Source organism: Exiguobacterium sp. s183 (genome assembly GCF_018617655.1).
Classification (GTDB): domain Bacteria; phylum Bacillota; class Bacilli; order Exiguobacteriales; family Exiguobacteriaceae; genus Exiguobacterium; species Exiguobacterium aestuarii_A.
Genome location: NZ_JACSKN010000004.1, coordinates 1 through 26,929, shown reverse-complemented (window position 1 = coordinate 26,929; position 26,929 = coordinate 1). Strand labels below are relative to the sequence as shown.

26 protein-coding genes and 1 rRNA gene are annotated in these 26,929 nt (G+C 46.6%); 10 read left to right on the top strand and 17 right to left on the bottom strand.

Annotated features, from left to right (window positions below; translation table 11 throughout):
- Positions 1 to 11: 11 nt before the first annotated feature.
- The 8 genes from rplI to KNP62_RS10255 form a co-directional block, all read right to left on the bottom strand.
- Positions 12 to 455, bottom strand: a complete 444-nt coding sequence (rplI, locus tag KNP62_RS10290) for a 50S ribosomal protein L9 (protein ID WP_214696532.1) — start codon at positions 453 to 455, stop codon at positions 12 to 14.
- On the bottom strand, positions 452 to 2,443 hold the full coding sequence (locus KNP62_RS10285) for a DHH family phosphoesterase (RefSeq protein WP_214785437.1): 1,992 nt from the start codon (positions 2,441 to 2,443) through the stop codon (positions 452 to 454). Before KNP62_RS10285 ends, rplI begins: the two co-directional genes overlap by 4 nt.
- A gap of 151 nt (positions 2,444 to 2,594) precedes the next feature.
- Positions 2,595 to 2,825 carry a 30S ribosomal protein S18 gene (gene rpsR / locus KNP62_RS10280; protein ID WP_015880232.1) on the bottom strand — a complete coding sequence of 77 codons (231 nt, stop codon included), beginning with the start codon at positions 2,823 to 2,825 and terminating at the stop codon, positions 2,595 to 2,597.
- A gap of 43 nt (positions 2,826 to 2,868) precedes the next feature.
- On the bottom strand, positions 2,869 to 3,378 hold the full coding sequence (gene ssb / locus KNP62_RS10275; protein WP_015880231.1) for a single-stranded DNA-binding protein: 510 nt from the start codon (positions 3,376 to 3,378) through the stop codon (positions 2,869 to 2,871).
- A gap of 37 nt (positions 3,379 to 3,415) precedes the next feature.
- Positions 3,416 to 3,703, bottom strand: coding sequence for a 30S ribosomal protein S6 (rpsF, locus tag KNP62_RS10270; RefSeq protein WP_074034039.1), 288 nt, complete (start codon positions 3,701 to 3,703; stop codon positions 3,416 to 3,418).
- A 131-nt stretch (positions 3,704 to 3,834) separates the two neighbouring features.
- Entirely contained in the window at positions 3,835 to 4,935 is a 1,101-nt protein-coding gene (gene ychF, locus KNP62_RS10265; RefSeq protein WP_214696529.1) for a redox-regulated ATPase YchF, read from the bottom strand.
- A gap of 153 nt (positions 4,936 to 5,088) precedes the next feature.
- Positions 5,089 to 5,292: a DUF951 domain-containing protein gene (locus tag KNP62_RS10260; RefSeq protein ID WP_015880228.1), complete on the bottom strand. Its 204-nt coding sequence runs from the start codon at positions 5,290 to 5,292 to the stop codon at positions 5,089 to 5,091.
- Positions 5,282 to 6,223, bottom strand: a complete 942-nt coding sequence (locus KNP62_RS10255) for a mechanosensitive ion channel family protein (RefSeq protein WP_074034043.1) — start codon at positions 6,221 to 6,223, stop codon at positions 5,282 to 5,284. The genes KNP62_RS10260 and KNP62_RS10255 overlap by 11 nt, the downstream gene beginning before the upstream one ends.
- Before the next feature lie 171 nt (positions 6,224 to 6,394).
- Here KNP62_RS10255 and yyaC point away from each other — a divergent pair, with 171 nt between their 5' ends.
- A complete protein-coding gene (yyaC, locus tag KNP62_RS10250; protein ID WP_214696519.1) occupies positions 6,395 to 7,021 on the top strand; it encodes a spore protease YyaC in 627 nt (208 codons plus the stop codon).
- Here yyaC and KNP62_RS10245 read toward each other — a convergent pair.
- From KNP62_RS10245 to mnmE, 5 genes are all read right to left on the bottom strand, one after another.
- Complete coding sequence (locus tag KNP62_RS10245; protein WP_074034048.1) at positions 6,994 to 7,776, bottom strand: ParB/RepB/Spo0J family partition protein; 783 nt, start codon at positions 7,774 to 7,776, stop codon at positions 6,994 to 6,996. The two genes, yyaC and KNP62_RS10245, sit on opposite strands and share 28 nt — an antisense overlap.
- 36 nt (positions 7,777 to 7,812) lie before the next feature.
- Positions 7,813 to 8,697 (bottom strand): nucleoid occlusion protein, encoded by an 885-nt coding sequence (noc, locus tag KNP62_RS10240; RefSeq protein ID WP_074034050.1) that lies wholly within the window; start codon positions 8,695 to 8,697, stop codon positions 7,813 to 7,815.
- Positions 8,698 to 8,777: 80 nt separating this feature from the next.
- The gene (gene rsmG, locus KNP62_RS10235; protein WP_214696505.1) at positions 8,778 to 9,494 is read right to left on the bottom strand and encodes a 16S rRNA (guanine(527)-N(7))-methyltransferase RsmG; all 717 of its coding nucleotides are present in this window, start codon (positions 9,492 to 9,494) and stop codon (positions 8,778 to 8,780) included.
- Positions 9,495 to 9,498: 4 nt separating this feature from the next.
- Complete coding sequence (gene mnmG, locus KNP62_RS10230; protein WP_214785436.1) at positions 9,499 to 11,385, bottom strand: tRNA uridine-5-carboxymethylaminomethyl(34) synthesis enzyme MnmG; 1,887 nt, start codon at positions 11,383 to 11,385, stop codon at positions 9,499 to 9,501.
- Positions 11,386 to 11,400: 15 nt separating this feature from the next.
- On the bottom strand, positions 11,401 to 12,780 hold the full coding sequence (mnmE, locus tag KNP62_RS10225) for a tRNA uridine-5-carboxymethylaminomethyl(34) synthesis GTPase MnmE (protein ID WP_214749515.1): 1,380 nt from the start codon (positions 12,778 to 12,780) through the stop codon (positions 11,401 to 11,403).
- A gap of 170 nt (positions 12,781 to 12,950) precedes the next feature.
- Between mnmE and KNP62_RS10220 the strand changes: the two genes are divergently transcribed.
- Positions 12,951 to 13,703 (top strand): nucleotidyltransferase domain-containing protein, encoded by a 753-nt coding sequence (locus tag KNP62_RS10220; protein WP_214785435.1) that lies wholly within the window; start codon positions 12,951 to 12,953, stop codon positions 13,701 to 13,703.
- A gap of 18 nt (positions 13,704 to 13,721) precedes the next feature.
- On the opposite strand, the gene KNP62_RS10215 is transcribed toward KNP62_RS10220, so the two are convergent.
- The 4 genes from KNP62_RS10215 to rpmH form a co-directional block, all read right to left on the bottom strand.
- Entirely contained in the window at positions 13,722 to 14,267 is a 546-nt protein-coding gene (locus KNP62_RS10215; protein WP_214761215.1) for an HdeD family acid-resistance protein, read from the bottom strand.
- Between the two features lie 101 nt (positions 14,268 to 14,368).
- Positions 14,369 to 15,229: a membrane protein insertase YidC gene (gene yidC, locus KNP62_RS10210; RefSeq protein ID WP_214785434.1), complete on the bottom strand. Its 861-nt coding sequence runs from the start codon at positions 15,227 to 15,229 to the stop codon at positions 14,369 to 14,371.
- Positions 15,230 to 15,332: 103 nt separating this feature from the next.
- Positions 15,333 to 15,677: a ribonuclease P protein component gene (gene rnpA / locus KNP62_RS10205; RefSeq protein WP_147537828.1), complete on the bottom strand. Its 345-nt coding sequence runs from the start codon at positions 15,675 to 15,677 to the stop codon at positions 15,333 to 15,335.
- A gap of 154 nt (positions 15,678 to 15,831) precedes the next feature.
- Positions 15,832 to 15,966 carry a 50S ribosomal protein L34 gene (gene rpmH, locus KNP62_RS10200; protein ID WP_015880216.1) on the bottom strand — a complete coding sequence of 45 codons (135 nt, stop codon included), beginning with the start codon at positions 15,964 to 15,966 and terminating at the stop codon, positions 15,832 to 15,834.
- Between the two features lie 764 nt (positions 15,967 to 16,730).
- Between rpmH and dnaA the strand changes: the two genes are divergently transcribed.
- The 8 genes from dnaA to KNP62_RS10160 form a co-directional block, all read left to right on the top strand.
- Positions 16,731 to 18,110: a chromosomal replication initiator protein DnaA gene (gene dnaA, locus KNP62_RS10195; RefSeq protein ID WP_214749500.1), complete on the top strand. Its 1,380-nt coding sequence runs from the start codon at positions 16,731 to 16,733 to the stop codon at positions 18,108 to 18,110.
- 196 nt (positions 18,111 to 18,306) lie between these two features.
- Positions 18,307 to 19,446 carry a DNA polymerase III subunit beta gene (gene dnaN / locus KNP62_RS10190; protein WP_026824743.1) on the top strand — a complete coding sequence of 380 codons (1,140 nt, stop codon included), beginning with the start codon at positions 18,307 to 18,309 and terminating at the stop codon, positions 19,444 to 19,446.
- A gap of 126 nt (positions 19,447 to 19,572) precedes the next feature.
- Positions 19,573 to 19,788 (top strand): S4 domain-containing protein YaaA, encoded by a 216-nt coding sequence (yaaA, locus tag KNP62_RS10185; protein ID WP_015880213.1) that lies wholly within the window; start codon positions 19,573 to 19,575, stop codon positions 19,786 to 19,788.
- Position 19,789: 1 nt separating this feature from the next.
- Positions 19,790 to 20,908, top strand: a complete 1,119-nt coding sequence (recF, locus tag KNP62_RS10180; protein WP_214785433.1) for a DNA replication/repair protein RecF — start codon at positions 19,790 to 19,792, stop codon at positions 20,906 to 20,908.
- Between the two features lie 49 nt (positions 20,909 to 20,957).
- Positions 20,958 to 22,886: a DNA topoisomerase (ATP-hydrolyzing) subunit B gene (gene gyrB, locus KNP62_RS10175; protein WP_214696486.1), complete on the top strand. Its 1,929-nt coding sequence runs from the start codon at positions 20,958 to 20,960 to the stop codon at positions 22,884 to 22,886.
- A 22-nt stretch (positions 22,887 to 22,908) separates the two neighbouring features.
- Positions 22,909 to 25,479: a DNA gyrase subunit A gene (gyrA, locus tag KNP62_RS10170; RefSeq protein ID WP_214696483.1), complete on the top strand. Its 2,571-nt coding sequence runs from the start codon at positions 22,909 to 22,911 to the stop codon at positions 25,477 to 25,479.
- Between the two features lie 57 nt (positions 25,480 to 25,536).
- The gene (locus KNP62_RS10165; protein ID WP_214785432.1) at positions 25,537 to 26,526 is read left to right on the top strand and encodes an HD-GYP domain-containing protein; all 990 of its coding nucleotides are present in this window, start codon (positions 25,537 to 25,539) and stop codon (positions 26,524 to 26,526) included.
- Between the two features lie 225 nt (positions 26,527 to 26,751).
- A 16S ribosomal RNA gene (locus KNP62_RS10160) occupies positions 26,752 to 26,929 on the top strand; the annotation flags it as partial.

Below are 26,929 nucleotides of genomic sequence, written 5' to 3'. Positions count from 1 at the left end.
CTACCTCACCTTCAAGCTTCTTGTACATGTACGTTCAACGTCGCAACGACGTCATGGTGCAACTTCACTGGCACTTTCGTGAAACCGAGCGCCTTGATTGGGTGCTCGAGTTCAATTTTACGCTTATCAATCTTGTAGCCCATTGATTTGAGGGCATCCGCGATTTGTTTGCTCGTGACCGATCCGAACACGCGACCACCTTCACCGGCTTTTGTCGTGACGGCGATCGTCTCTTTTTCAAGTTTTGCCTTAAGTTGCTGCGCTTCTTTCAACTCTTCTTCTGCAGCCTCTTCAGCACGACGTTCTTTCGCCGCGAACGCTTTTAAGTTTCCAGGTGTCGCTTCAACCGCCAAGTTTTTCTTGAACAAGACGTTTTTTGCGTAAGCGTCTGCCACGTTCTTCACTTCTCCAGCTTTTCCTTGCCCTTTTACATCTACTTTCAAAATGACTTTCATTCTAATTCCTCTCCTTCAGTATCATCTGTCAAATAATGATCAATTGCTTCTTTTAACAAGACGTTTGCTTGTTCACGACTCATTTCGAGTTGTGTCGCTGCATTCGTCAAATGTCCGCCGCCATCGAGCATTTCCATGATGACTTGAACATTGACGTCACCGAGAGACCTCGCGCTGATCCCGGTTCGTCCATCCGGTAAAATCGCGATGACGAACGAGGCTTTGACACCCTCCATGTTCAGCAACTGGTCTGCAGACTGGGCAATCAATACCTGGTGATGGGCCTCATCGTCAGAAGCGACCGCGATCGCCATGCCATCTGCGTAAATCTCGGTGTTTTTTAAAATCTGTGACTGTTCGATATAGGCATCGAGGTCTTGACGCATAAAGTGTTGCACGAGTACCGTGTCAGCCCCTTGAATACGTAAGAAGGACGCCGCATCAAACGTACGTGAACCTGTACGGAGCGTAAAGCCTTTCGTGTCGACCATGATTCCTGCAAGAAGTGACGTCGCCTCTAAAATCGAGAGCTTGCGACTTCCCGCCTGATACTCAATCAACTCCGTGACGAGCTCACACGTCGACGATGCATAAGGTTCCATGTACACAAGAACCGGATCCTCGATAAATTCTTCACCACGTCGGTGATGGTCAATCACGACAACACGCTCCGCTCGATACAGGATGTCTTTTGAAATGACAAGTGAAGGACGATGCGTGTCGACGACGACGAGAAGCGTCTGTTCATCGATGAGCGGTTGTGCTTCATATTCGGTTAAGAACTGGCTGTATAACGAGTCATCGTTTTCTACCTCTTGAACGAGACGTTGAATGCCGATGCTCGTCTCACCTGACGGCACAACCACGTACGCCTCACGTCCGACAAACTCAGCTAATTTCATAATCCCGATCGAAGCCCCGAGCGAGTCCATATCTGGGTTTTTATGTCCCATGACGAGGACACGGCTCGATTCGCGAATCAAATCACGCATCGAGTTCGAGATGACACGTGCACGGACGCGCGTCCGTTTTTCCGTCGGGTTTGTCTTCCCTCCAAAGAAACGAACTTTTCCGTTATGGCGCTTGACGACTGCCTGGTCACCACCACGACCAAGCCCTAAATCCAGACTCGACTGAGATAGATTGCCAAGCTCGGTCAATGTCGTCTCACCACATCCGACCCCAATCGATAACGTCAATGGAATCCTTTGTTCCTTCGTCGCATCACGCACTTCATCCAAAATAGAAAAGCGATTGTTCTCCAGTTCAGATAACGTTCGCTCGTTCATCACGAGGAAAAAGCGGTCTGCTGCCGTACGACGCATGTAGATGTGATGCCGTTGCGCCCATTGGTTGAGAAGCACCGTCACACGACGGTTTACTTCGCTTCGCACTTGCTCATCCACTGCAGTCGACATTTCATCGTAGTTGTCTAGATACAAGATGCCAATGACCGTTTGCGTTTGAACATATTTTTGTTCCATCTCTGCTTCTTCGGTCATATCAAACAAATAAAGCGTTTGATGTGTTTGATTGTAAAAAACACGATATACGCGGTCACCCACTTCAATCGTGGCTTCATCCTCTTCCTCTTCAATCAACTCATCGAATGCGGAATGGAGCGCATCAAGCGGTACACCAATCGCCATATCGAGTTCAAAGATCAATCGTGATTGCTCGTTATACCAACTGATTCGTCGGTCTTGATCGAAGACTAAAATTCCGATCGGCATCGTCGTCAACGCTTCTTTTCCGACCTCTTCGATTTGATGAGAGAGTGAAAGGACATACTGTTCCCAATTTTTACGTTCCCGTCGCATCGTCACTTGCTGATAGATGAAAAAGATCAGCGTGCCCATAAACAGGGTGATTGCCGCCACAATGCTGTAGAACGCCAATCCTAACGAGACAAGAAATCCAATCACATATGGAATCATGTGCCGCGCGTATTGGTTCTTCACGGATGTTATTGCTTCACCACTGTGCATGTATGCCTCCTAAAATGAGTAATGTTCACCCATGGAATCGTAAAGGTTTCTGCTCTATCATACCATATTCGTCGGTTTCACTTACACACTTACAAACGAGATGAAATACAAAAAAACGACTTATCCAAAAGGATAAGCCGTTCGTCAAACATTACTCTGCAACGTATGGAAGCAAAGCCATTTGACGTGAGCGCTTGATAGCGACAGTAAGTGGACGTTGGTATTTCGCTGAAGTACCAGTCACACGACGTGGAAGAATTTTACCACGCTCCGAAACGAAGCGTTTGAGCAATTCTACGTCTTTATAATCGATATGAGTGATGTTGTTCGACGTAAAGAAACATACTTTACGACGACGACGACCTCCTGGACGACGTGCCATGTGAAGACCTCCTTTATAAGTTAGTTTTTATTGTCAACAATGATTAGAATGGCAAATCATCATCTGACAAGTCGATTTTGCCGCCACCCGAGAACGGATCTGCGTCAAAACCTTTATTCGAATTCGAGGACTGAGATGAAGTCGAAGCAGCTCCTGCGCCCCATCCTGATCCACTTGATTCACCACCACCGAAGACATCTCCAGATGGTGCTTGCTCACGTTGCCCTGAGGCCCCGCGTGGTTCAAGGAAGCGTACGCTGTCGGCGACTACTTCTGCCCGGTAACGACGTTGGCCATCTTGTCCTTCGTAACTACTGATTTGAAGGCGACCGTCAACGCCGGCCATGCTGCCCTTTTTCAAGTATTGTGCTACGTTCTCTGCTTGTTTGCGCCAAACGACACAATCAATAAAGTCCGTCTCGCGCTTCCCATCTTGTCCAGCGAATGGACGATCGCAAGCGAGAGTAAGGCGTGTTACGGCGATTCCGCTCTGCGTGTAACGCATTTCCGGATCGCGAGTCAATCGACCAACTAACACAACTCGGTTAATCATCTCCAAGCTCCCCTTTCACGATACGAGACGTTAAGGATTAACGCTCGTCTTTTGTTGTCATTTGACGGACAACGTCGTCAGAGATCTTCATGAGACGCTCTGTTTCTTGGATCGCTTTAGGTTCAGCAACGATGTTAAGAAGAACGTAGTGTCCTTCGCGCATCTTGTTGATTTCATAAGCGAAACGACGTTTACCCATGTCTGTTGTTTTTTCAACAGTACCACCGTTTTCAGTGATGACGTTGTTGAAGCGCTCGATCAAAGCTTTCTTCGCTTCCTCATCAACTGATGGACGGATAATGTAAAGAAGTTCGTATTTACGCATTATCTTTCACCTCCTCTTGGACTAACGGCTCCTACCGGTTTGTAGGAGCAAGGAGCAAACAATTGTTTTACTCACGTCATAATATACTATCAAACTTCCTTGACTTTTACAACACGTTTCAGCAAATCAACTTATACGTTGAAGCGGAATGTGACAACATCGCCGTCTTGGAAGACATATTCTTTACCTTCCGAGCGAAGTTTCCCTTGTTCTTTCACTGTCGTCATGTTGCCAGCTGCCGAAAGATCTTCATACGCGACAACTTCAGCACGAATAAATCCACGTTCGAAATCAGAGTGAATGACACCGGCACATTGTGGGGCCTTCATCCCTTGTTTGAACGTCCAAGCGCGAACTTCTTTTTCACCTGCCGTGAAGTATGTCGCAAGACCAAGTGTCGAATACGCAGCGCGGATCAATTGATCGAGTCCTGACTCTTCGATGCCGAGATCTTGTAGGAATTCAAGGCGCTCTTCTGGTTCGAGCTCTGAAATTTCTTCTTCGATACGTGCACAGATGACGATCACTTTCGCCCCTTCTGTTGCCGCATGGTCACGGACCGCTTGAACGTACTCGTTTGAGTCCGCGTCCGCCACTTCATCCTCACTCACGTTCGCCACATAAAGCATCGGCTTCATCGTCAACAACTGGAAGTGTTTCACGATGGCGAGTTGGTCGTCCGTTAATTCAGCGACACGTGCCGGGCGCTCCGACTCAAGAACGTCACGTACGATCTCAAGTGCTTCAAGCTCCTGTACCGCTCCTTTATCTTTTGCTTTTACCATTTTTTGAACGCGTGCGATTCGTTTATCGACTTGTTCAAGGTCAGCTAAGATCAATTCAAGGTTGATGGTCGTGATGTCGTCAATCGGTGAGACGCGTCCCGCGACGTGCGTGATGTTCTCGTCCTCGAAGCAACGAACGACTTGGCAAATTGCATCGACTTCGCGGATGTTCGCCAAGAACTTGTTTCCGAGTCCTTCACCTTTTGATGCACCTTTGACGATTCCAGCGATATCTGTAAATTCAAACGCTGTTGGCACCGTCTTTTTCGGTTTGACGAGTTCCGTCAATCGATCAAGACGCGCATCTGGTACTTCAACGACTCCGACGTTCGGGTCGATTGTCGCGAACGGATAGTTGGCCGCTTCGACTCCTGCTTGTGTAATCGCATTAAACAAAGTCGATTTCCCGACGTTTGGTAATCCGACAATTCCTGCTGTTAATCCCACTAGTAGTTCCTCCTCATCCGGTGTTTCCCGGGAAATGTTAAGCCGTCTGTGGAGTGGGTACCTTCAGTACACCACACCGTCACATCCTTCACAATTATAGATAGTCCACGATTAAACCGCAACTCACGTTCATAACCTAAAGAAAAACGCCGCTTATTCTGCGGCGTTCCCTTGCTCAAGCACTTTCTTGAATCGCTTATCAAAGTCACGGCGTTGCATGAGTACACTTGCTCCGCAACCTTGACATTTGATGCGAATGTCCATCCCTACACGTGTGATTTGCCAGCGGTTCGTCTTGCAGGCATGTGGTTTTTTCATTTCCACAACATCGTTCAACGCATAAGTTTTACTTTGCATGTTCTGTTTCTCCTCCTTTAGGAGTCGAGTTCGGTGGCATCATGACCGTACGTGGATATGGAATTTCAATACCGCGTTCGTCAAGTCCAGCCTTCAACTCTTTATGCAAAATTCGCCCGGCAGCAAAGTGCTGGGTCGGCGGGACTTCCGCCATTAATCGATAGACGACCTCCGAAGGTCCAAGCGATTGGACTCCAGCCAAGTTGATAGGTTCGATGAACAAGTCGTGATAGCGTTCTTCGACCAACTTTGCAATTTCTTTTAGCGCTTGTTCTACTTTTGACATATCTTCTTCGTATGCAACACCAATATCGACAACCGCAACGCTGTTTTCAAGCGAATAGTTCGTCACTTGCAAAATTTGTCCGTTCGGAATAATCGTTACTTGTCCATTTAATCCCTTTAACTTCGTTGTGCGAATGCCGACCTCAATGACCGTTCCATCGACCTGCTGGTTCAAATTGACGTAATCCCCGTTTTTATATTGATTTTCAAAAATGATGAATGCGCCTGTAATGACGTCCTTCACTAAACTTTGCGCACCGAACGAGATGGCAAGACCTGCTACCCCGGCTGATGCGATTAAACCGGCGATATTAACGCCAAATTGTCCGAGCACTGTCAGGACCATAATCAAACCGATCACATAACGGATCGTATTTTGTGCGAGTTTCAAAAGTGTCTCGTTTTGACGCTGAGCGACAATATCATGTTCTTTTATTTTCCGAAGCGTAAACACACGTTCGACCATCGTCGTCAAAATTCTTGTCGCGATATATAAGCCAAGAATGATGAGTGCGACGCCTGCAAGCTTGATCCCCAAGCCAATCCACATGTCTGTATCCTTAAAGTACTCCACGAATCGGTTTACACTATCGATTGTCTCATCGGCAACCGTATTTAAATCTTTTTCTGTATTTTGCGAAGCCATCTTTTCACCTCAAAAGTCGTAGATTCTAAATCATCAAAACATATTTCGCGACTTTTCTCAAACGCCGCATTCGGAAGTTTAGAAGTTTTCCACTTTTGGGAATGGGTTAATACGAGATCAATCCCCTAACTGCAACTAGGAATAGGCAGCTCAGAAGAGAGGATGAGATTCATGCCGTTTCGCCTAAAACCTCATAAACCATACTCTTTCTTCATTGAACACACTGAGCGGAGTGGATCCAGATTACTTGCGGACCAGCTTCATGAACAGTTGGTCAATGAAACCCATCGCCCCATCGTCCTTGTTTGCATCGGTTCGGATCGTTCGACCGGTGATTCTCTTGGTCCACTCGTCGGAACGTTTTTAGAAGAACGTCGCATCCGCAACCTACACGTATACGGTACGTTGACGAAGCCCGTACATGCGCTCAACTTAGTGGAGACGTTACATGAGATTCAAACCCGCTTCCATCAACCGCTCATCATTGCCATCGATGCCTGTCTCGGACGTTTGTCGAGCGTCGGCTACGTTTTCTTTTCAGAAGGACCACTCGCCCCCGGTGCAGGCGTCCAAAAAGAACTCCCTGCCGTCGGTGCTTATAATATCAAGGCCGTCGTGAACGTCAGTGGCTTTATGGAGATGATGATTCTTCAAAATACACGACTCCATCTCGTCTATGAACTCGCACGCTTCATCACGGAAGGGTTCGTCGATTTCGATTCACGTATCGGACGCCTTCATCACGAAGAAGCCGCAATCACGAGACTTCGTCAATCACGAGACGAATCAAAGTCTTGAGGCGACAACAACGTAAGGAGTTGTTCTAAATCGTCTTGTGAGAAGTATTTTAGTTCTAACACGCCTCCTTTTCGACGAGGACGAATTGACACATCCATTTGAAGACGCTCTGCAAGCACTGCTTCGACCGCTTCGATATCTGCGTTCGATTGCTTCAGCGTCTTTTTTGCTGTGCGCTCTTTTTGTAAGTAACGCTCGAGCCGCCTTACCGTCCAATGTTCGGCAATCACTCGTTTTGCAATCTGTTCCATCGCTTGTTCTGATTTCATGCCTGTAATCGCCCGTGCATGACCCATCGTCAAATCACCGACCATGACCGCGTGCTGGACCGCGCTCGGTAGACGAAGCAGACGCAAACTGTTCGTCACATGACTTCTGCTTTTCCCGACCCGGTCTGCCAATTGTTGTTGCGTCAGGCCGAGTGTCTGCATCAATTGTTCATAGGCGACGGCTTCTTCGATGGCGTTCAAGTCGGCACGCTGAATGTTTTCAATCAAGGCCAACTCCATGACGCGATCCGAGTCCGCCGTGACGACTAGAGCGGGAATGTCTTCTTTCCCGGCAAGTTTTGCCGCTTGGAATCGTCTTTCCCCAGCGATGATTTCATAGTAACCGGTCGCTTTTCGTACGACAATCGGCTGCAGAACGCCATACCGTTCAATCGACTGGCGCAACTCTTCTAGTTTTTCCACCTCAAATTGTTTCCGGGGTTGGTTCGGGTTTGGGCGAATGAATTTTAATGCTAATCGTTCCATCTACAAACCTCCTTCATCGTATGAAAAAGCACGGACTCATTTTTGAGGCCGCGCTTTCGGGATGCGAATTCGAATTTCAACAAATTCCTCTTCGTCTACTTCTTCAGTTTGGACATCAATCCCTGTTTTCCCAATCAAATCGATTGAGTCACGAATCGTATTGATGGCGATTCGAGTATCGCGCGCAAAACTTTTCGTCCGGCGACGTTGTTTTTTCGGTTTACGCTTTTCTTCTTCAATCGGCGTTGTCAAAAAGGCGACTCGTTCTTCCGTCTCTTTAACATTGTAATCCTGTTCCAATACTTCCACGAGCACTTGGAGCTGTAATCCCTCTTCTTTTAACGGTAACAGCGCACGAGCGTGTCGTTCATTGATGCGACGATCGCGAAGTGACTGTTTCACGTCTTCAGGCAACTTCAACAGTCGTAACTTATTCGCAATCGTAGACTGACTTTTCCCTAAACTCTTCGCTAACGCATCCTGCGTCAAGCCGTTCAAGGCGAGTAAACGGTCGTATGCTTCCGCCTCTTCAATCGGACTCAACTGTTCCCGTTGCAAGTTTTCAATCAAGGCGAGCGCAGCCGTCGTGTCGTCGTCCATGTCTCGAACGATTGCCGGAATCGCTGACCAGCCGAGCGATTTCACGGCACGGAAACGACGCTCCCCGGCGATGATTTCATAGCAGTCCCCATCTGCCTTACGAACCACGATCGGTTGAAGCAGTCCGTGTTCCGAAATCGTCGTTGCCAACTCTTCAATTTTAGCCGGTTCGAATACTTTACGCGGTTGATATCGGTTCGGACGCAATCGTGACAACGAGAGCTCCTGTACCGTGTCATCCGCTCGAACTTCTGCAATCTGCGTCACGGCAACTTCGTCTTTTCGATTCACACCGAACAATTTCGCAAATCTATTCTTCAACGTCGGGCACCCCTTTTATGTAAAAAAATAAGCAGACTCCACCACTGGAATCTGCTTTTGTTTCACGTGAAACGACATCATCAGATAAGTGGCTCTTTCGCCGGTGTCCCCGCCTTACGCGGATATTTCCCGGGCGTTTTTCGTAGTTTATCTACAACTACGATATTACGCTCACTCATCTCTCCTGGCAATAGGAACTGGTGTGTCGCTTTTTCTTTCCCGCCAAGGACAGCCAACGCATTTTGGGCGTCTTTCATCTCATCAGATACTTTCGCCGCTTTCAGCGCGACAAAGTTTCCGCCTACTTTTGCGAGCGGTAGGCAGTACTCAGCCAGCACTGTCATGCGAGCTACCGCACGTGCTGTGACGACATCAAACTGTTCGCGGAATTTTTTGTTTTTCCCGAACTCTTCGGCACGTCCATGATGGAACGCGACACCTTCAAGTCCAAGGGCGAGCGCCAACTCATTCAAGAACGTGATGCGTTTGTTCAATGAATCGATGATCGTGACATGTAAGTGCGGGAATAAAATCTTGAGAGGGAGACTTGGGAATCCGGCACCCGCTCCGACATCACATACCGTTTCGACTTTCGTGAAATCGAAATGGAACGCTGCGCTGAGCGAATCGTAAAAGTGCTTCAAATACACTTCCTCTTTGTCCGTGATGGCCGTCAAGTTCATTTTTTCGTTCCATTCAACGAGCATCTCGAAATAGCGCTTGAACTGAGCGAGTTGTGTCTCGTTCAGTTCAAACCCTTTCGCCCGTAACGCTTCAATAAATTGAGATTCGTTCATCGTTTCACTCCACCGTCGCATATTGTCCTTGTTCGATATAGACGAGCAAGATTGACACGTCTGCAGGGTTTACACCTGAGATTCGTGATGCTTGTCCGATCGAAAGTGGACGAACTTGTTTTAATTTTTGTTTCGCTTCTGTCGCAAGACCGCCGATTGCATCGTAATCCAAGTTTTCTGGGATTCGTTTTGCTTCCATGCGACGCATCTTCTCGACTTGTTCGAGTTGTTTTGAGATATAACCTTCATACTTCACTTGAATCTCGACTTGTTCTTTCACTTCGAACGATAACTCGTCCGCAGATGGCACGGCCGTCATGAGCGCCTCATACGTCACTTCTGGACGCTTCAACAAAATGTTGGCATGTGTCGCTTCTTTCAGCGGTTGTGCACCGACCGATTCAAGCATCGCGTTCACTTCAGGCGTCGGTTTGACGACAAGTGATGCGAGTCGCTTCACTTCTTTTTCAATCGCTTCACGCTTCTCATTGAGATGTGCATGGCGTTCTTCTGAAAGTAAGCCGATCTCATGCCCGATGTCGCTGAGACGTAAATCTGCATTGTCATGACGCAACAAGAGGCGATACTCAGCACGCGATGTGAGGAGACGATAGGGTTCGTTCGTTCCTTTCGTCACCAAGTCATCGATTAAGACACCGATATATGCTTGAGAGCGATCAAGGATGACCGGGTCTTTACCGAGCACTTTGCATGCGGCGTTGATTCCCGCCATGATTCCTTGTCCGGCTGCTTCTTCGTAGCCGCTCGTCCCGTTGATTTGTCCCGCTGTAAAGAGTCCTGGAACTGCCTTTGTTTCAAGAGTCGGCCAAAGTTGCGTCGGTACGACCGCATCGTACTCAATCGCATAACCTGGACGCATCATTTCTGACTTTTCAAGACCTGGAATCGTCCGAAGCATCTGATGTTGAACGTCTTCTGGCATACTCGTCGAGAAACCTTGAACGTATACTTCTTCCGTGTCGCGACCTTCTGGTTCTAAGAAGATCTGGTGACGCGGCTTGTCATTGAAACGGACGACTTTATCTTCAATCGATGGACAGTAACGTGGTCCTGTTCCTTTGATTGCACCCGAATACATTGGTGAACGGTGTAAGTTCTCATCAATCAATTGATGCGTACGTTCACTCGTATACGTGAGCCAGCATGGGATTTGTTCAATTGGATTCAAGTCAGTCGACGTGTACGAGAAGAATGATGGATTCTCGTCTCCAGGCTGAATCTCAGTCTTCGAGTAATCGATCGTTTTCCCATCGATTCGTGGCGGTGTCCCTGTTTTGAATCGTACTAAATCGAGGCCGAGTTCTTCTAAATGTTTTGAAAGCTCGACTGATGGCATTTGGTTGTTTGGACCACTTTCGTATGCCAATTCACCGATGATGATTTGACCACGCATGAACGTTCCCGTCGTGACGATGACTGCTTTCGCGCGATATTCTGAACCCGTGTTCGTTACCACGCCACGCACTTCCCCGTCTTCGATGAGCAATCGTTCAACAAGTGCCTGACGAAGCAATAGATTCGGCTCGTCTTCTAGCACTTTCTTCATGTGATTTTGATATTGGAATTTGTCCGCCTGTGCACGTAGCGCACGTACCGCTGGACCTTTCGACGTGTTGAGCATCTTCATTTGGATGTATGTCGCATCAATCGCACGACCCATTTCTCCACCGAGTGCATCGATTTCACGTACGACGATCCCTTTCGCCGGTCCGCCGATCGACGGGTTGCAATACATGAACCCGACCATATCAGGGTTCATCGTCAGCATCGCTGTTTTGGCACCCATCCGAGCCGATGCGAGTGCCGCTTCAATCCCTGCGTGTCCGGCCCCGATGACGATTACGTCATATTCGCCTGCCGTATAAGCCATATTTGTTCCTCCTTATTATTTCCCAAGACAAAACTGTGAAAAGAGCTGATCGATCAAGCTCTCTTGAACGGTATCTCCATTGATTTCACCGAGCGTATCCCACGCCCGACGTAAATCGATTTGGACCATATCGATTGGCATATTCATGACAGCACTACCGAGCGCCTCATCAATTTGACCAATCGTTCGTTTAATTAACTGAATGTGTCGAGCGTTTGAGATATATGTCATATCTTGCGATTCGACGCCTTTTGCAAAGAAGAGGTTCGCAATCGCCGCTTCAAGTGCATCGATCCCCTCATCTAGTAAGAGCGACGTCGCCACGATTGGACGGCCTGCCGCTAGTTTCTCTAGCTTAGAAGAATCCATGTTTTGTGGCAAGTCTGTCTTGTTGATGATGATGATGGCATTCATCCCTTTGACGGCCTCAAACAACGCCTCATCTTCGACAGTCAGCCCCTCATGTCCGTTTAAGACGAGAAGGACCAAGTCCGCCGCTTCTAACGCCTTCCTCGATTTTTCCACGCCGATGCGTTCAACGATATCCTCTGTCTCGCGAATACCGGCAGTGTCCACCAACTTGAGCGGAACACCTTTCACGTTGACATATTCCTCGATCGTGTCACGTGTCGTCCCCGCAATCTCAGTGACAATCGCTTTCGTCTCCTGCACGAGCGTATTCATGAGTGAGGATTTTCCGACGTTCGGTCGCCCGATGATCGCCGTCGCCAAACCTTCGCGTAAGATTTTCCCTTGTCGCGCCGTCTCGAGCAATTGCTCCAAGATTCGTTTGACTTCGCCGGCCTTCTCTTCGACGATCGCTTGTGTCATCTCTTCGGCGTCATACTCCGGATAGTCAATATTGACCTCGACTGCCGCAATCGTCTCAAGCAGTTGTTGACGCAATTCGCGAACGAGTCGCGACAAACGTCCTTCCATTTGAGACATGGCCACGTTCATCGCCCGATCCGTTTTCGCACGAATCAAGTCCATGACCGCTTCGGCCTGTGATAAATCGATGCGGCCATTTAAAAAGGCGCGTTTCGTGAACTCGCCCGGTTCTGCTAAGCGGATGTCGGGTTGGTCGAGAATGAGTTCTAGCACACGATTGACCGCCACGACACCTCCGTGACAATTGATTTCGACGACGTCTTCTCGTGTAAACGTCTTTGGTGCTCGCATGATACTGACCATGACTTCATCTACGACTTCGCCCGTATCAGGACGTTTTAATGTTCCATAATGAATGGTATGTGAATCGACCGTTGTTAAGTCTTTTCCAGAAAACACATTGTTCACCGTTTCGACCGCCAAATCGCCTGATAATCGGACGATTCCAATGGCACCTTCACCCATCGGCGTCGAAATCGCTGTAATCGTGTCAAACTCTAGCATCTTTCTCCCTCCAAACCTAAACCATCTTCTTCTATCATATGCATAACGAACCTACTATACACGATATTCGACTTGAACGAAAGAGTTCACCCGCCGATGAAGTCATTGCAGTTCCTATCATTATTTTCGTACAATAAAGGAATATATTGACAGAGAGGAGAGGGATGAACATGAAGCAACAGGAAGCGATTCAACTTATTACGGAACGATTAAAACAGGATGAGGCAGTTCAAGCAATTTTTTTGAAAGGCTCTTTCGGCAGGGGAGAAGCCGATGAGTATTCAGATATCGACCTCTATGTCATGGTGCACCCCGATCAAGAAGAATCGTTTCTATCAAGACGACTCGATCACCTTCGTGCGTATCGACCTGTTCTGTTGAAAGACGACATCTTCATTGTCGCCCCACAACTCATCGTCGTATTCGACGATTTTCTTCACATGGACTTATTCACCGTCACTAAAGACACCTTGAACCATCAGGACTCAATGCAGATTCTCTACGATCCGCATCATCTCCTGATAGCGCATGAAAGCTCGTTACAGATTGAGGAAAAGACGACAAGTGACCATGCCTTCGACACCGTTTGGTTCTTTTTCCAATATACGAAATCAAGAAATCGCGGTAACGACATTTGGGCAGCCGAAATGCTTCGTCAAGGAATGGTCCATTTTGCATATGTGTTAGCCGCTCACCATACACCGGATCGGGCTTCCCTCGGTTTAAAGGATATGACGCAGCGACAAGAAATCGACCTACATCCAATTTATAATCAATTGACTCCAACGCATCATGAAAAAGCCGCCCGACTCTATATCGAGCGACTTAAAGAAGAACACCCTTTCTTCCAATCCTTATCCGGCTACAATGTGTTCGGATCGTTTATGGAACAGTTGCTTCAACGAGAAACAAACCGCCCTTGAAAGAGGACGGTTTGTTTTTTAGTAACGTGCTTGTCGTTTCGTCGAACGAATCGTGAAATAGAGGAACAATTCTAGAATTGCAATGGCGATGAGGATTCCACCGAAAAGCTGGAATAGGACAAGTAGGCTACTGAACGGATTCGTCAGCATGAGAATCCCGACACCAATCCACAGTAGACTGCCAATCAAAAACCAGAGCCATCGCCCTGCCATCGATTGACGGTAACCGAGCGCCTGAATGAGGCGAATGATTCCTCCAAATAAAAACAGCGCCCCGATTAAAATCGGGAGTAGACTAGCCAGCGTCTCGGCGAAGAAAAAGACGACCGCTGCCAAAATCAAATAGATGAGACCCATAAAGAAAGCCGGCGGTAATCCGCCTTGTCGTCTGCGAACTCCCTGAAAGATCATCCATATGCCCATGATCGCCAAGTATCCGGCAATCACGTACACCATGACATCAAAGAAAAATCGAGGGTACAGTAGAATAAGAACACCGAGCACAAAGTAAAGGATGGCTTGCCATAACGTCGAACGTTCTACACGATGAATAAATGCCTCCATGTTTCCACACCTCCATTTACCCGTTTCTTTCATTATTCCCGTCTTCTCAACATACAATCCCACAAAAAAAGCTGAGTGTCAGAAGACACCCAGCCTAACGATTATTTACGTTTTTTCTTTTTGCTTTTCTTCTCTTCTTCAGCAAGCGCTGCACGCTCTGCTTCTTTCGCAGCGATTTTCGCTTCTGCTGCAACCTTCATCTTCTCACGCATCGGAAGCATGATGGCCATCGTGACGATGATTGAGATGATATAACCGACTACCCAGTACAATGAGAGCGCGGCTGGAAGGTTGATCGACATGATGAAAATCATGACCGGGAAGATATAAAGCATCATCTTCAATTGTGGGTTCTGTTCTTGACCCGCCATTGAGATTTTTTGTTGGACGAACGTCAAGATCGCCGCTAAAATCGGCAAGATGAACGTTGGGTCTGGAGCACCGAGGTCGAACCATAAGAAGTTCGCTTCGAAAATCTCAGGTGTGCGACGAATCGCATCATAGAACGCGAAGAGAATCGGCATTTGAATCAAGATTGGCAAACACCCTGCGAGCGGGTTGATTTGATACTCCTGATAAAGCTTCATCATCTCTTCTTGAAGTTTACGTTGCGTTTCTTGGTCTTTCGAGCTGTACTTCTCACGAAGCTTCAACATTTCCGGTTGCAAGACTTGCATCGCACCCATACTCTTCGTCTGCTTGATCATGAGCGGGAGAATCAACAAACGAACAATGATTGTCGCGATGATGATTGAAATCCCGTATTGCCACGATCCACCGACTAAGTAAGCAACTTCCTTCAAGAGCCATGCGAGCGGCCATACAAAGTACTTCGCCCAGAAACCTTCTGTGTCAGCCGTGATTGGTTCGGCTTGGATGGTAGACGGATCCACACAGCCTGCCATCAGCATAATGACCGCAGTCATGGCAGCGAGTAATCCTAATTTTAGCTTTTTGCTCATAGTTCCTCCTACGCTTTCTTTATCAATTCTTTTTTAACGCACACGTCGATCGGGCAATCTTATAAGACTCTTTATATGAGAGAACAAATTCAGATTGTCATGGTCACCGGCTTTGTTTTTGCCAAACCTTCGCTCGTTTGAATACGTGTTTCAAACTCTCGGTCACTTCCGACTGCGTCAATGCGGTCGCAGGCTTCCGGGCGATGATCACATAATCATTCGGCGCAACGTTCGGTTCAAGCAAGCGAAGCGACTCACGCATCAATCGTTTCATGCGGTTTCGTTCTACAGCATTTCCAAGCTTTTTGCTGACAGAAAGACCCACTCTGAAATGCGTTTGATCCGCTTTGAGCGTGTAGACGACAAACTGACGATTGGCCACGGAGCGTCCTTCGCGAAACACCGCTTGGAACTCTTCATTCTTTTGCAGGCGGTATTCTTTTTTCAAAATTCTCACTCCATCCTTCGCTTCAAAAATCGTCAACTAACATCATATCATATCCGCATCATTTGAACGAGGGAGAATCCATGAAATACTACGTTTCTGTGACAAACTAAAAAATTGCCCGAGGAAAGGATCCCCGGGCAATCTTCATTCGAAATTATACAGTCAAGGCTTTACGGCCTTTACGACGACGAGCAGCAAGAATGTTGCGACCGTTTTTAGTCGCCATGCGTGCACGGAATCCGTGAACTTTCTTACGCTTACGGTTGTTAGGGTTGAAAGTTGGTTTCATGGTTACAGCACCTCCTCAAGATTAACGCTCTATTAGCAAGTTATAGTTTCATTTAAGGCAGTCTTTAAGATTATATAAATCGAATCAACAATTGTCAATGTATTTTCGAACGGTTTTCGAATCGGGGAGATTACGTGATCGAGAGGTGTCATTGGAGATTGTTTAACTTTGTCTAGAACGACTTATATAGGACCAGATTGACACGAAACCTTAACGTATTTCTTAAACGGTCTTTATAAATAGCGATGTTGAGCCATTTTATCCACATATTCACGAAGTTATCCACATTTATATGTGAATAACTCTTCTTTTTTCATGTCTAAATTCTTTATTTTTTCATTTTCTTCTTTTACAAAAACTTTCTCTCAATTCACTTCCTCCTCTTTTGTGCATAACTTTTTCAGTGACCTTTCTATCCAAACACCTTTATCCACAACATATCCACAGTTTATCCACAAAACACACAGCGTGTGGATAAGTGGGTGTGGATACTTTTCTTTGTCTGTGGATAAATACCGAAAAGCATTGCCACGTCTATTTTATTTTGCTAAACTGAATGTGCACAAACTTGTGGATGAACAATTCGTGATTCCGAGATATACACAGGCTGTGGATAAGTGTTATCCCCATAATGAACACCATGTGGATAACTTTATCCACAGTTTTTGTTCTCTGGGGATAACCCTAGTTTCTACTATAGAATAGTGTATGTGTATATCGTGTGAATAAGTTTTACCAAACATGTGAGTAAAGGAGGTCTTTCATTGAAGAATGCTCGCGAGATTTGGAGAAACGTTTTATCTGTGATTGAAGAAGAGGAACGAACTCCAAAAGCTAGTTTTGACATGTGGTTGAAATCAACCGAAGGGATATCACTGATGGGAACGACACTCGTTGTGTCGGCGCCGGCCAGTTTTATCGTTACGTGGTTAGAGCGACAGTACTTGTCACTTTTACAAGATACGGTCGAAGAAATCACAAACAATAAGCTCGAAATTCATTTTATTGAAGAATCTCAAGCACACAAGTATGCTCCAGCGGATGGATCGTCACAAGAATCCATTGCCGTGACGGAAACAAGGGAACAGCCTTTACCATTACCTTCAAAAGAGGAAGGGGATCTCGGACAGCTGAATGACAAATATATCTTCGAGACGTTTGTCATCGGATCGGGGAACCGATTTGCCCACGCCGCATCACTCGCTGTTGCTGAAGCGCCAGCCCGTGCATATAACCCGCTATTCATTTACGGGGGAGTCGGACTCGGGAAAACGCATTTGATGCATGCGATTGGTCATTACGTAAAAGGACAAAAACCAGGAGCTCGGATTGCGTATGTCTCTTCTGAAAAGTTTACGAATGAATTCATCAACTCCATTCGAGACAATAAAACAGGCGAGTTCCGTAATCGCTATCGGAACATCGATGTGTTGCTGATTGATGATATTCAGTTCTTAGCAGGAAAAGAACAAACGCAGGAAGAGTTTTTCCACACTTTCAATGCGCTACACAATGATCAGAAACAAATCGTCATTTCAAGCGACCGACCACCAAAAGAAATTCCGACGTTAGAAGATCGCCTACGTTCGCGTTTCGAATGGGGACTCATTACGGATATCACACCACCTGACCTCGAGACACGAATTGCGATTCTCCGTAAAAAGGCGACTGCTGAAGGTCTCGATATCTCAAACGAGGTCATGCTTTATATTGCGAATCAAATCGATACGAACATTCGTGAACTAGAAGGGGCGTTGACACGCGTTGTCGCTTACGCAAAACTAGTTGGGCGACCGATTGACCCAGACGTAGCAGCAGAAGCGCTTCATAACATCATGCCGGTCCAGGAAGCGAAGAAGATCGTCATTCGTGATATTCAAGAAATAGTCGGTCAACACTTCAACATTCAAGTAGAAGAGTTGAACTCGAAAAAACGCACAAAAACGTTGGCATTCCCACGTCAAATCGCGATGTACTTATCTCGTGAGATGACGGAGAGTTCATTACCGAAAATCGGGGAAGAGTTTGGAGGGCGTGATCATACGACTGTGATTCATGCACATGAGAAAATTAGCACGCTTCTGAAAAACGATGTGGAAATGCAAGAGACGATTCAAACGTTGAAAAAAGCACTGTCTAACTGATGAGGGATTCTCTGTGGATATCCTGTGGATAAACCACCTTAGTTATCCACAAGTTATTCACAGGCGAAATGGCTTTATACGTATGCTTCAGGGGACTTATCCCCAGTATCCACAGCCCTTATTACTATTATGACTTAAATAATACTATTATTATCATTAGTAAATGACTCATTTCACCTTAGGAGGAATTATCCACATGCATTTAACGATTCAACGAGATGTATTCATGCAAGCCGTACAAGATGTATCAAAAGCTGTGGCTTCACGAACGACTATTCCAATTTTGACAGGCTTAAAGCTTGAAGCTCATGCGGACGGTTTAACACTGACAGGAAGTGACACTGAAATTTCGATTGAACGTTTGATCCCAATCGAAGAAGGTGGGATCGAACTCATTCAAATTCAACGTGCCGGAAGTGTCGTATTAAACGCGCGCTTCTTAGGAGAAATCGTGAAGAAATTGCCGACAAACGAAGTCACACTCGAAGTGTCACCAAACTTCATGACACGAATTGAGTCTGGCCAGGCAGAATTCCATTTAAACGGTCTCGACCCTGACGAATATCCTCGCCTGCCAGAACTTGCGAGCGACCGTCGTTTCTATCTACCAGCGGATCTTTTAAAAACCATCATCCGTCAGACAAGTTTCGCTGTTTCCTCACAAGAGACACGCCCAGTTTTAACAGGGGTCAACTTCTCTGCTGAGAAAGGCTTCCTCACATGTGTAGCGACAGACAGCCACCGCTTGGCGCTCCGTCGTGCTCGTTTTGAGACAGATAACGACTTGACGTTCCAAAATGTCGTCGTCCCTGGTCGTTCGCTCAACGAACTTGCTAAATTGCTCGATCGTGAAGAGTTGCCGATTGAAATCGTACTGACAGACCAGCAGATCTTGTTCCGCATGAAAAATATCTCATTCTTCTCGCGTTTGTTAGACGGGGCGTACCCAGACACGTCACGCCTCATTCCGGAAGAATATCGTACAGCAGTACGTATGAATGCGAAAGAATTCTTACAAGCCATCGACCGTGCGTCACTCTTAGCACGTGCTGACCGGAACAACGTGATTAAATTTGTCGCGGAAGATACGACAGCAGTCGAAGTATCTTCACATTCACCTGAAGTCGGTAAAGTGTCTGAGCGTGTCAGCATCTTATCGCTTGAAGGGGAAGAATTGAAAATTTCCTTCAACTCTAAATTTGTAATGGATGCGCTTCGTGCGCTCGATGCATCTGAAATCGAAATCCAGTTCACGGGTTCGATGAGACCGTTCATTCTACGACCGGTTGAGCAAGATAGCGTTCTTCAACTGATTTTACCAGTCCGCACATCGTAAGCAGCGGATAGGGATGATGAGGTGTCTGACCTTGTCATCCCTCTTTTTGCCTTATTCGACGATTTTCGATAAACTAATATGTATGGCGATTTTTTCAGATCAGCATGTGAGAAAGGAAGTGACGACATGGAAAAAGTGTCGATTACAACCGAGTATGTAACGCTCGGACAATTTTTAAAATTAGCAGATATCATCTCAAGCGGGGGACAAGCAAAGTTCTTTTTAGAAGATGTCATGATCAAAGTGAACGGTGAGCAGGACCAACGCCGTGGTCGCAAATTGAGAGATGGAGATACAATCGAGGTCGAAGGCTTCGGGGAATATCAAATCGAGGGAAACTGACGTGCATTTAAAGTCGATCCGATTGCAAAATTACCGCAACTACGAAACCCTCGAGCTAGATTTCTCAGAACAGACGAATGTTCTAATTGGTGAGAATGCCCAAGGAAAAACGAATCTTCTCGAATCGATTTACGTACTTGCGCTCGCAAAATCGCATCGGACGACACAAGACCGAGAATTGATCGGTTGGGAAGCTGATGCCGCAAGTATCGAAGGACGGATTCATAAACGCACCGGCGAATCCGTGCAGAGTCTTTCATTTTCTCCTAAAGGAAAAAAAGCAAAGCTCAATCATTTAGAACAACGTCGTCTCAGTGACTATGTCGGCGCATTTAACGTCGTCTTGTTCGCCCCTGAAGACTTAGCCATCGTCAAAGGCAGTCCACAAGGGAGACGGCGATTTTTAGATATGGAAATCGGTCAGGTCAGTCCCGTGTACTTACATGAGCTCAATCAATATTTGAAGACGTTAAAACAGAGAAATGCCTTGTTGAAGCAGTTATCCACAAAGGGTGGGGACGAGACGTTACTCGAAGTATTGACGGACCAATTGATTGAACTCGCCGTGAAGATTGTGATGAGACGCTATCATTTCATCGATCAACTCGAAAAATGGGCCAATCCGATTCATTCTGGGATCACACGTGAGTTAGAGACACTGACGATTCAATACGTTTCTGACACGTTCCAAAAAGAACGTTTCTCAAAAGAACAGATGTTTGAAACGTATCGCCAAAAGTTTGATAAAATAAGAGAGAACGAACGAAGAAGAGGTGTGACCTTATTTGGTCCGCATCGTGACGATTTTGAATTGTACGTAAACGGTCGAAACGTTCAAACGTTCGGTTCACAAGGTCAGCAACGAACGGCGGCCTTGTCATTGAAGCTAGCTGAAATTGAATTGATTCATGAAGAAGTGGGCGAATATCCTCTTTTGTTATTAGACGATGTGTTATCTGAACTTGACGATCATCGCCAAACCCATCTACTCGATACGATGGGACGGAAAGTACAAACGATTTTGACGACAACAAACATTGATGGAATCGCGCATGAAACCATTCAACAAGCCAAAGTGTTTCACGTGAAACAAGGCGAAGTCGAAACAGAATCCGTGTAATCGTGGTAAGAAGGAACACCAAATCATGTATAGTAGGTGAAAATAACCGATGAGTAATGAAAACGAAAAAGAATTACAAGCGTATGGCGCCGATCAGATTCAAGTTCTTGAAGGCTTAGAGGCTGTACGTAAACGTCCAGGGATGTATATCGGTTCCACAAGCTCTCGCGGTCTCCACCACTTAGTATGGGAGATTGTCGATAACTCAATCGATGAGGCGCTTGCAGGTTATTGTGACACGATCACAGTGACGGTTGAGCCAGGAAACTCCATCGTTGTCGAAGATAACGGACGTGGGATTCCAGTAGACGTTCAAAAGAAAACAGGTCGACCTGCCGTTGAAGTTATTTTCACGGTATTGCACGCCGGCGGTAAATTCGGCGGTGGCGGATACAAAGTTTCAGGTGGTCTTCACGGTGTAGGGGCGTCGGTTGTCAACGCACTATCGACAAAACTTGAAGTGTTCGTCCGTCGCGACGGCAACGTGTATTATCAATCGTTCAAACGTGGCGTGCCACAAGGCGAACTTGAAATCGTCGGAACGACAGATACGACAGGAACGACTGTCCGCTTCTTCCCGGACGGCGATATCTTCCAAGAAACGCTCGAGTATGATTTTGATTTGCTAGCAACACGTCTTCGCGAGCTCGCTTTCTTAAACAAAGGGCTACGGATTGTCGCAAAAGATGATCGTAGCGATGAGACGATTGAACGTAATTATCACTACGAGGGCGGAATTAAGTCTTACGTCGAGCACTTGAACCGTTCGAAGGCATCGATTCATGAAGAGCCTGTGTATGTGCACGGAACGAAAGATGGAATCGAGGTAGAGATTGCCCTTCAGTACAACGAAGGTTTCGCAAGTAACATCTACTCATTCACGAACAACATCCCGACACATGAAGGTGGGACGCACGAGACTGGATTTAAGACAGCACTCACACGTTCAATCAATGATTATGCGAAGCGATTCGGATTGATGAAAGAGGCCGACGGAAGTCTCTCCGGGGATGATGTCCGTGAAGGATTGACGGCGATCGTTTCCGTCAAACACCCGGCACCTCAGTTTGAAGGACAGACGAAGACGAAACTTGGAAATGCCGATGCTCGTACGGCGACAGATACGTTATTCAGTGACACGTTCGAACAATTCTTGCTCGAGAATCCATCAGTCGGTCGTCTTATTGTCGACAAAGGATTGATGGCAGCACGCGCACGTCTTGCTGCGAAACGCGCACGTGAGATGACACGTCGTAAAGGTATTCTCGAAGTCAGTTCATTACCAGGGAAATTGGCTGACTGTTCGTCGAAAGACGCTTCGAAATCTGAACTATACATCGTTGAGGGTGACTCAGCGGGTGGTTCGGCGAAATCTGGTCGTGACCGTCACTTCCAAGCAATCTTGCCGATTCGAGGGAAAATCATCAACGTCGAGAAAGCACGTCTTGATAAGATTTTAGCCAACCAAGAAGTCCGGACCATTATCACGGCTCTCGGAACAGGAATTGCGGATGAGTTTGATTTATCAAAAGCGCGTTACCATAAACTGATCATCATGACCGATGCCGATGTCGATGGAGCGCACATTCGTACGCTGTTATTGACGTTCTTCTATCGTTACATGCGACCACTCGTGGAAAGTGGATACGTCTATATCGCGCAACCACCGCTCTATGGTGTGAAACACGGTAAAGAAACGATCTATGTTCAAAACGAGCGAGAGCTACAAGCTACACTTGCACAACTTCCTGAAAATGCACGTTATAGCGTTCAACGTTACAAAGGTCTTGGGGAGATGGATCCTGAACAGTTATGGAATACGACGATGAACCCGGAAACGCGTTCGATGCTTCGCGTCGATCTTCAAGATGCGATTGAAGCAGATGAGATTTTTGAAACGCTCATGGGTGACAACGTCGAACCACGCCGTGACTTTATTCAATCTCACGCCCATTACGTGAAGAACCTCGATATTTAATAAGAAGGGTAGGCAATAACGAATGGCAGAACAAGAAAATATCAAGGATATAAATATTAGCCAAGAGATGCGAACGTCATTCATGGACTATGCGATGAGCGTCATCGTATCACGTGCCCTTCCGGACGTGCGAGATGGTTTGAAGCCGGTTCACCGTCGTATTTTGTATGCGATGAACGAGCTCGGAATTCGTGCGGACAAGCCACATAAGAAATCGGCGCGTGTCGTCGGGGACGTGATCGGTAAGTATCACCCACACGGTGACTCTGCCGTCTACGAAACGATGGTTCGTATGGCTCAAGATTTCAGTTATCGTTACGAACTAGTCGACGGTCACGGGAACTTCGGTTCAGTCGATGGCGACTCGGCCGCTGCGATGCGTTATACCGAGGCACGTATGTCTAAGATTGCGATGGAACTCGTACGAGACATTGGCAAAAACACAATCGATTACCAACCAAACTTCGATGGTGAAGAGAAAGAGCCGGTCGTTCTTCCGGCGCGTTTCCCGAACTTCCTTGTCAACGGAACGAGCGGGATCGCGGTCGGGATGGCAACGAACGTTCCTCCGCATAACTTGAATGAAGTCATCGATGGGGTGTTGGCTCTTACTCATAACCCGGACATCACGATTGCTGAATTGATGCAACACATCCCAGGCCCTGACTTCCCGACAGCGGGAGAGATTTTGGGACGTAGTGGGATTCGTCGTGCCTATGAAACGGGACGTGGATCGATTACGATGCGTGCGAAAGCCGAAATCGAAACGTTGAAAAACGGTCGTGAACGGATCCTCGTTCATGAAATCCCATATCAAGTCAACAAAGCACGTCTCGTTGAGAAAATTGCCGATTTGGTACGTGATAAAAAAATCGAAGGAATCACAGACTTGCGTGATGAATCCGACCGTAATGGAATGCGGGTCGTCATCGAAGTTCGTCGGGATGCGAATGCGAGTGTCATCTTGAACAACTTGTATAAGCAAACGCCGATGCAGACGACGTTCGGAGTGAACATGCTTGCCCTCGTAGGTGGCCGCCCGAAAACGTTGAACATCAAACAAGCAATCTATTACTACATCGAACACCAAAAAGAAGTCGTACGTCGTCGTACGCAATTCGATTTGGATAAAGCGGAAGCACGTGCCCACATCTTAGAAGGACTTCGTGTTGCCCTTGATCACTTGGATGAAGTCATCGCCATCATTCGTAGTACACGTACTGGTGACGAGGCACGTGAGAAGTTGATTGCTCGCTTTGGACTTTCTACTGAGCAAACGCAAGCGATTTTAGATATGCGTCTCCAACGATTGACTGGTTTGGAGCGCGAGAAAATCGAAGGCGAATACCGTGAAGTGAAAGCGTTGATCGAGGAACTTCGTGCGATTCTTGGTGATGAGGAGTTGCTTCTCGACATCATTCGTAACGAGTTGCTTGAAATCAAAGAGCGGTATGGTGATGCACGTCGTACGGTGATTCGTACAGACATCGTTGAACTTGAGGACGAAGATTTAATCCCGGTTCGTGACATGATGATCACGTTAACGAGCGAAGGTTACATCAAGTCAATCCCATCCGATTCATACCGCGCACAGCGTCGGGGTGGACGTGGGAAACAAGGTATGGGAACGAACGATGAAGACTTCGTACTTCGTTTGCTATCAGCATCGACACACGATACGATTCTCTTCTTTACGAACTTCGGTCGTGTCTTCCGTCTTAAAGGATATGAAATTCCTGAGATGAGTCGTACCGCAAAAGGAATGCCAATCATTAACTTGCTTCAAATTGATAAAGGTGAAAAAGTTGAAACGATGATTCCTGTCGATTTCAACAGTTACCTGGCAAACCAAACGGTGGCAGAAGATGCGCAGAATGAATCGGAAGAAGAAGTGGCAGATGAGCAATTGTCTCTTGTCTTCATTACAAAAGAAGGTTTGATTAAGCGTTCACCACTCTCGGCATACGCTCGAATCAACAAAAACGGTCTTCGGGCCATCAGCTTGAATGAAACAGATGAGCTCGTCACCGTCCGCCTTGCGAAGAGCGATGATGAAATGTTGATTGTCACTCGCCAAGGAATGTCGATTCGTTTCCCTCTCGAAGGAGAAGTTCGATCGATGGGACGTACGGCACGTGGTGTTCGTGCAATTCGTTTGAAGAAAGACGATGATTTGGTCGTCTCAATGGAAATCGTTCGCACAACGCAAGACGTCTTGATTATCACTGAAAAAGGATTCGGGAAACGTACGGCTATGGAGCAGTTCCGTACACAAGGTCGTGGCGGTTCCGGAATCATTGGAATTAAGACAGATCGTGGAACAGTCGTGGGTATGCGTGTCGTTGATGAAGATGATGATATCATGTTGATGACTGAGCACGGCGTTGCGATTCGAATCGATTCGCAAACCATCTCTCAGATGGGTCGAAGCACACGTGGTGTGAAAGTGATGAACATTGAAGATGGCGATCGTCTAGCGACTATCGCAAAATTGAAAAAAGATGAGTTAGAAGAGGAATCAGCAGTCGATTTGGAGAATGGGTTTGAGGTAGAAGCACCTGAAGCCGACGAATCGTCTGATGTGAATGAGTAAGACGAGAGGTCGAACGGTGTTTACGTTCGACCTTTTTCATATATAGGAGGGATTCGCGTGCGTTTGAACTTATTCGCTGTACATGTTGGTATGACGTTATTGTCACCCGTTTCTTCCTTAGAGGCAGGAATTCATTTAACAAATGAACATCTACGTTTGCTCCGTTTCTTAAAGATTGAAGCAATTGATGTTGCACCTGTTGAACAATTCATCTTCACTTCTATAGAAGAAAAGCTTCTTTGCGAACAGGTTCTACAATATGAGAAACATTATAATCAGTGGGAAGAGCGAATCGCCCCGAATCCTTATGAAGGTTTAGAATTCATTCATCAACTATTTCGTCAGGAACTCCCGCTTTCAGCAGTCGTTCATTTTTTTACACATCAACCTTTGCGAAAAAACCATGTCATCTACCATGCGATTTATCGAGCACTCGTCGCACGCGCCTTATCGAAATATCGAGGGGATGAGCACCAACTTCAATTTGATTACGGAATTGCTTCTTATTTCGCTGATGCAAGTTACGCTAAAATTCGAAAATGGTCTCATATGCGTTATTTCACAAAAATGGAACGGGAGCTACTATACCAACACCCACTCGTCTCGGCAGCGATGCTTCCAAGTACCCAAACGCTACGAGGGCGTGTCTATCAATTGATCACAGAGCATCACGAACGTCTAGATGGATCCGGTTTTCCAAAACGTCTAACCGAGCGGGAGTTGAATCCCGCGTCTCCTCTATTTATTGTCGCTGATCGATTCTGTCAGTTAACCGCACCTCGAACGTTTCGAAAACCACTTTCGCCAGAAGAAGCATACTTCTATATGTGGCAGAATAAAGCCTATGACGAGGAGGCCTTGTCGCTTCTCGCTACGTTGCTCGGATTTTATGAAATCGGTCGAACCGTTTTATTGAGTAGCGGAGTGCGGGGAAAGATTCACGCCTATACGAATCGTATTGAGCGACCTATTGTTATAGAAGATACGGATGAGACTGAATATGATTTATCACGTTTGGCTGAAGTGAAAATTGTATCATTTCAATAAGAAGAGACTGGCGATTCCTCTCATCAAAAATGATAGGAATCGTCTTTATTTATTCTTTTTTAAAAAACTTTATTTTTATAGTTGACGAATATAAAGTCAGATGCTATTATAAATGAGTCGCTAAGAGCGGCAGACGAACTTTGAAAACTGAACGATGAGGCAAAAATAAGTTTTACAATTTTTGAATGAAGCGCAAGCTTCGTCAATTTAAGAGCTATATCAAATTCTTTGGAGAGTTTGATCCTGGCTCAGGACGAACGCTGGCGGCGTGCCTAATACATGCAAGTCGAGCGCAGGAAACCGTCTGAACCCTTCGGGGGGACGACGGCGGAATGAGCGGCGGACGGGTGAGTAACACGTAAAGAACCTGCCCATAGGTCTGGGATAACCACGAGAAATCGGG

Coding starts and splice junctions, on each gene's coding strand:
- rplI (WP_214696532.1), bottom strand. CDS start 455: ATGAAAGTCATTTTGAAAGTAGATGTAAAAGGGCAAGGAAAAGCTGGA.
- KNP62_RS10285 (WP_214785437.1), bottom strand. CDS start 2,443: ATGCACAGTGGTGAAGCAATAACATCCGTGAAGAACCAATACGCGCGG.
- rpsR (WP_015880232.1), bottom strand. CDS start 2,825: ATGGCACGTCGTCCAGGAGGTCGTCGTCGTCGTAAAGTATGTTTCTTT.
- ssb (WP_015880231.1), bottom strand. CDS start 3,378: ATGATTAACCGAGTTGTGTTAGTTGGTCGATTGACTCGCGATCCGGAA.
- rpsF (WP_074034039.1), bottom strand. CDS start 3,703: ATGCGTAAATACGAACTTCTTTACATTATCCGTCCATCAGTTGATGAG.
- KNP62_RS10260 (WP_015880228.1), bottom strand. CDS start 5,292: ATGCAAAGTAAAACTTATGCGTTGAACGATGTTGTGGAAATGAAAAAA.
- KNP62_RS10255 (WP_074034043.1), bottom strand. CDS start 6,223: ATGGCTTCGCAAAATACAGAAAAAGATTTAAATACGGTTGCCGATGAG.
- yyaC (WP_214696519.1), top strand. CDS start 6,395: ATGCCGTTTCGCCTAAAACCTCATAAACCATACTCTTTCTTCATTGAA.
- KNP62_RS10245 (WP_074034048.1), bottom strand. CDS start 7,776: ATGGAACGATTAGCATTAAAATTCATTCGCCCAAACCCGAACCAACCC.
- rsmG (WP_214696505.1), bottom strand. CDS start 9,494: ATGAACGAATCTCAATTTATTGAAGCGTTACGGGCGAAAGGGTTTGAA.
- mnmG (WP_214785436.1), bottom strand. CDS start 11,385: ATGGCTTATACGGCAGGCGAATATGACGTAATCGTCATCGGGGCCGGA.
- mnmE (WP_214749515.1), bottom strand. CDS start 12,780: ATGCTAGAGTTTGACACGATTACAGCGATTTCGACGCCGATGGGTGAA.
- KNP62_RS10220 (WP_214785435.1), top strand. CDS start 12,951: ATGAAGCAACAGGAAGCGATTCAACTTATTACGGAACGATTAAAACAG.
- KNP62_RS10215 (WP_214761215.1), bottom strand. CDS start 14,267: ATGGAGGCATTTATTCATCGTGTAGAACGTTCGACGTTATGGCAAGCC.
- yidC (WP_214785434.1), bottom strand. CDS start 15,229: ATGAGCAAAAAGCTAAAATTAGGATTACTCGCTGCCATGACTGCGGTC.
- rpmH (WP_015880216.1), bottom strand. CDS start 15,966: ATGAAACCAACTTTCAACCCTAACAACCGTAAGCGTAAGAAAGTTCAC.
- dnaN (WP_026824743.1), top strand. CDS start 18,307: ATGCATTTAACGATTCAACGAGATGTATTCATGCAAGCCGTACAAGAT.
- yaaA (WP_015880213.1), top strand. CDS start 19,573: ATGGAAAAAGTGTCGATTACAACCGAGTATGTAACGCTCGGACAATTT.
- gyrB (WP_214696486.1), top strand. CDS start 20,958: ATGAGTAATGAAAACGAAAAAGAATTACAAGCGTATGGCGCCGATCAG.
- gyrA (WP_214696483.1), top strand. CDS start 22,909: ATGGCAGAACAAGAAAATATCAAGGATATAAATATTAGCCAAGAGATG.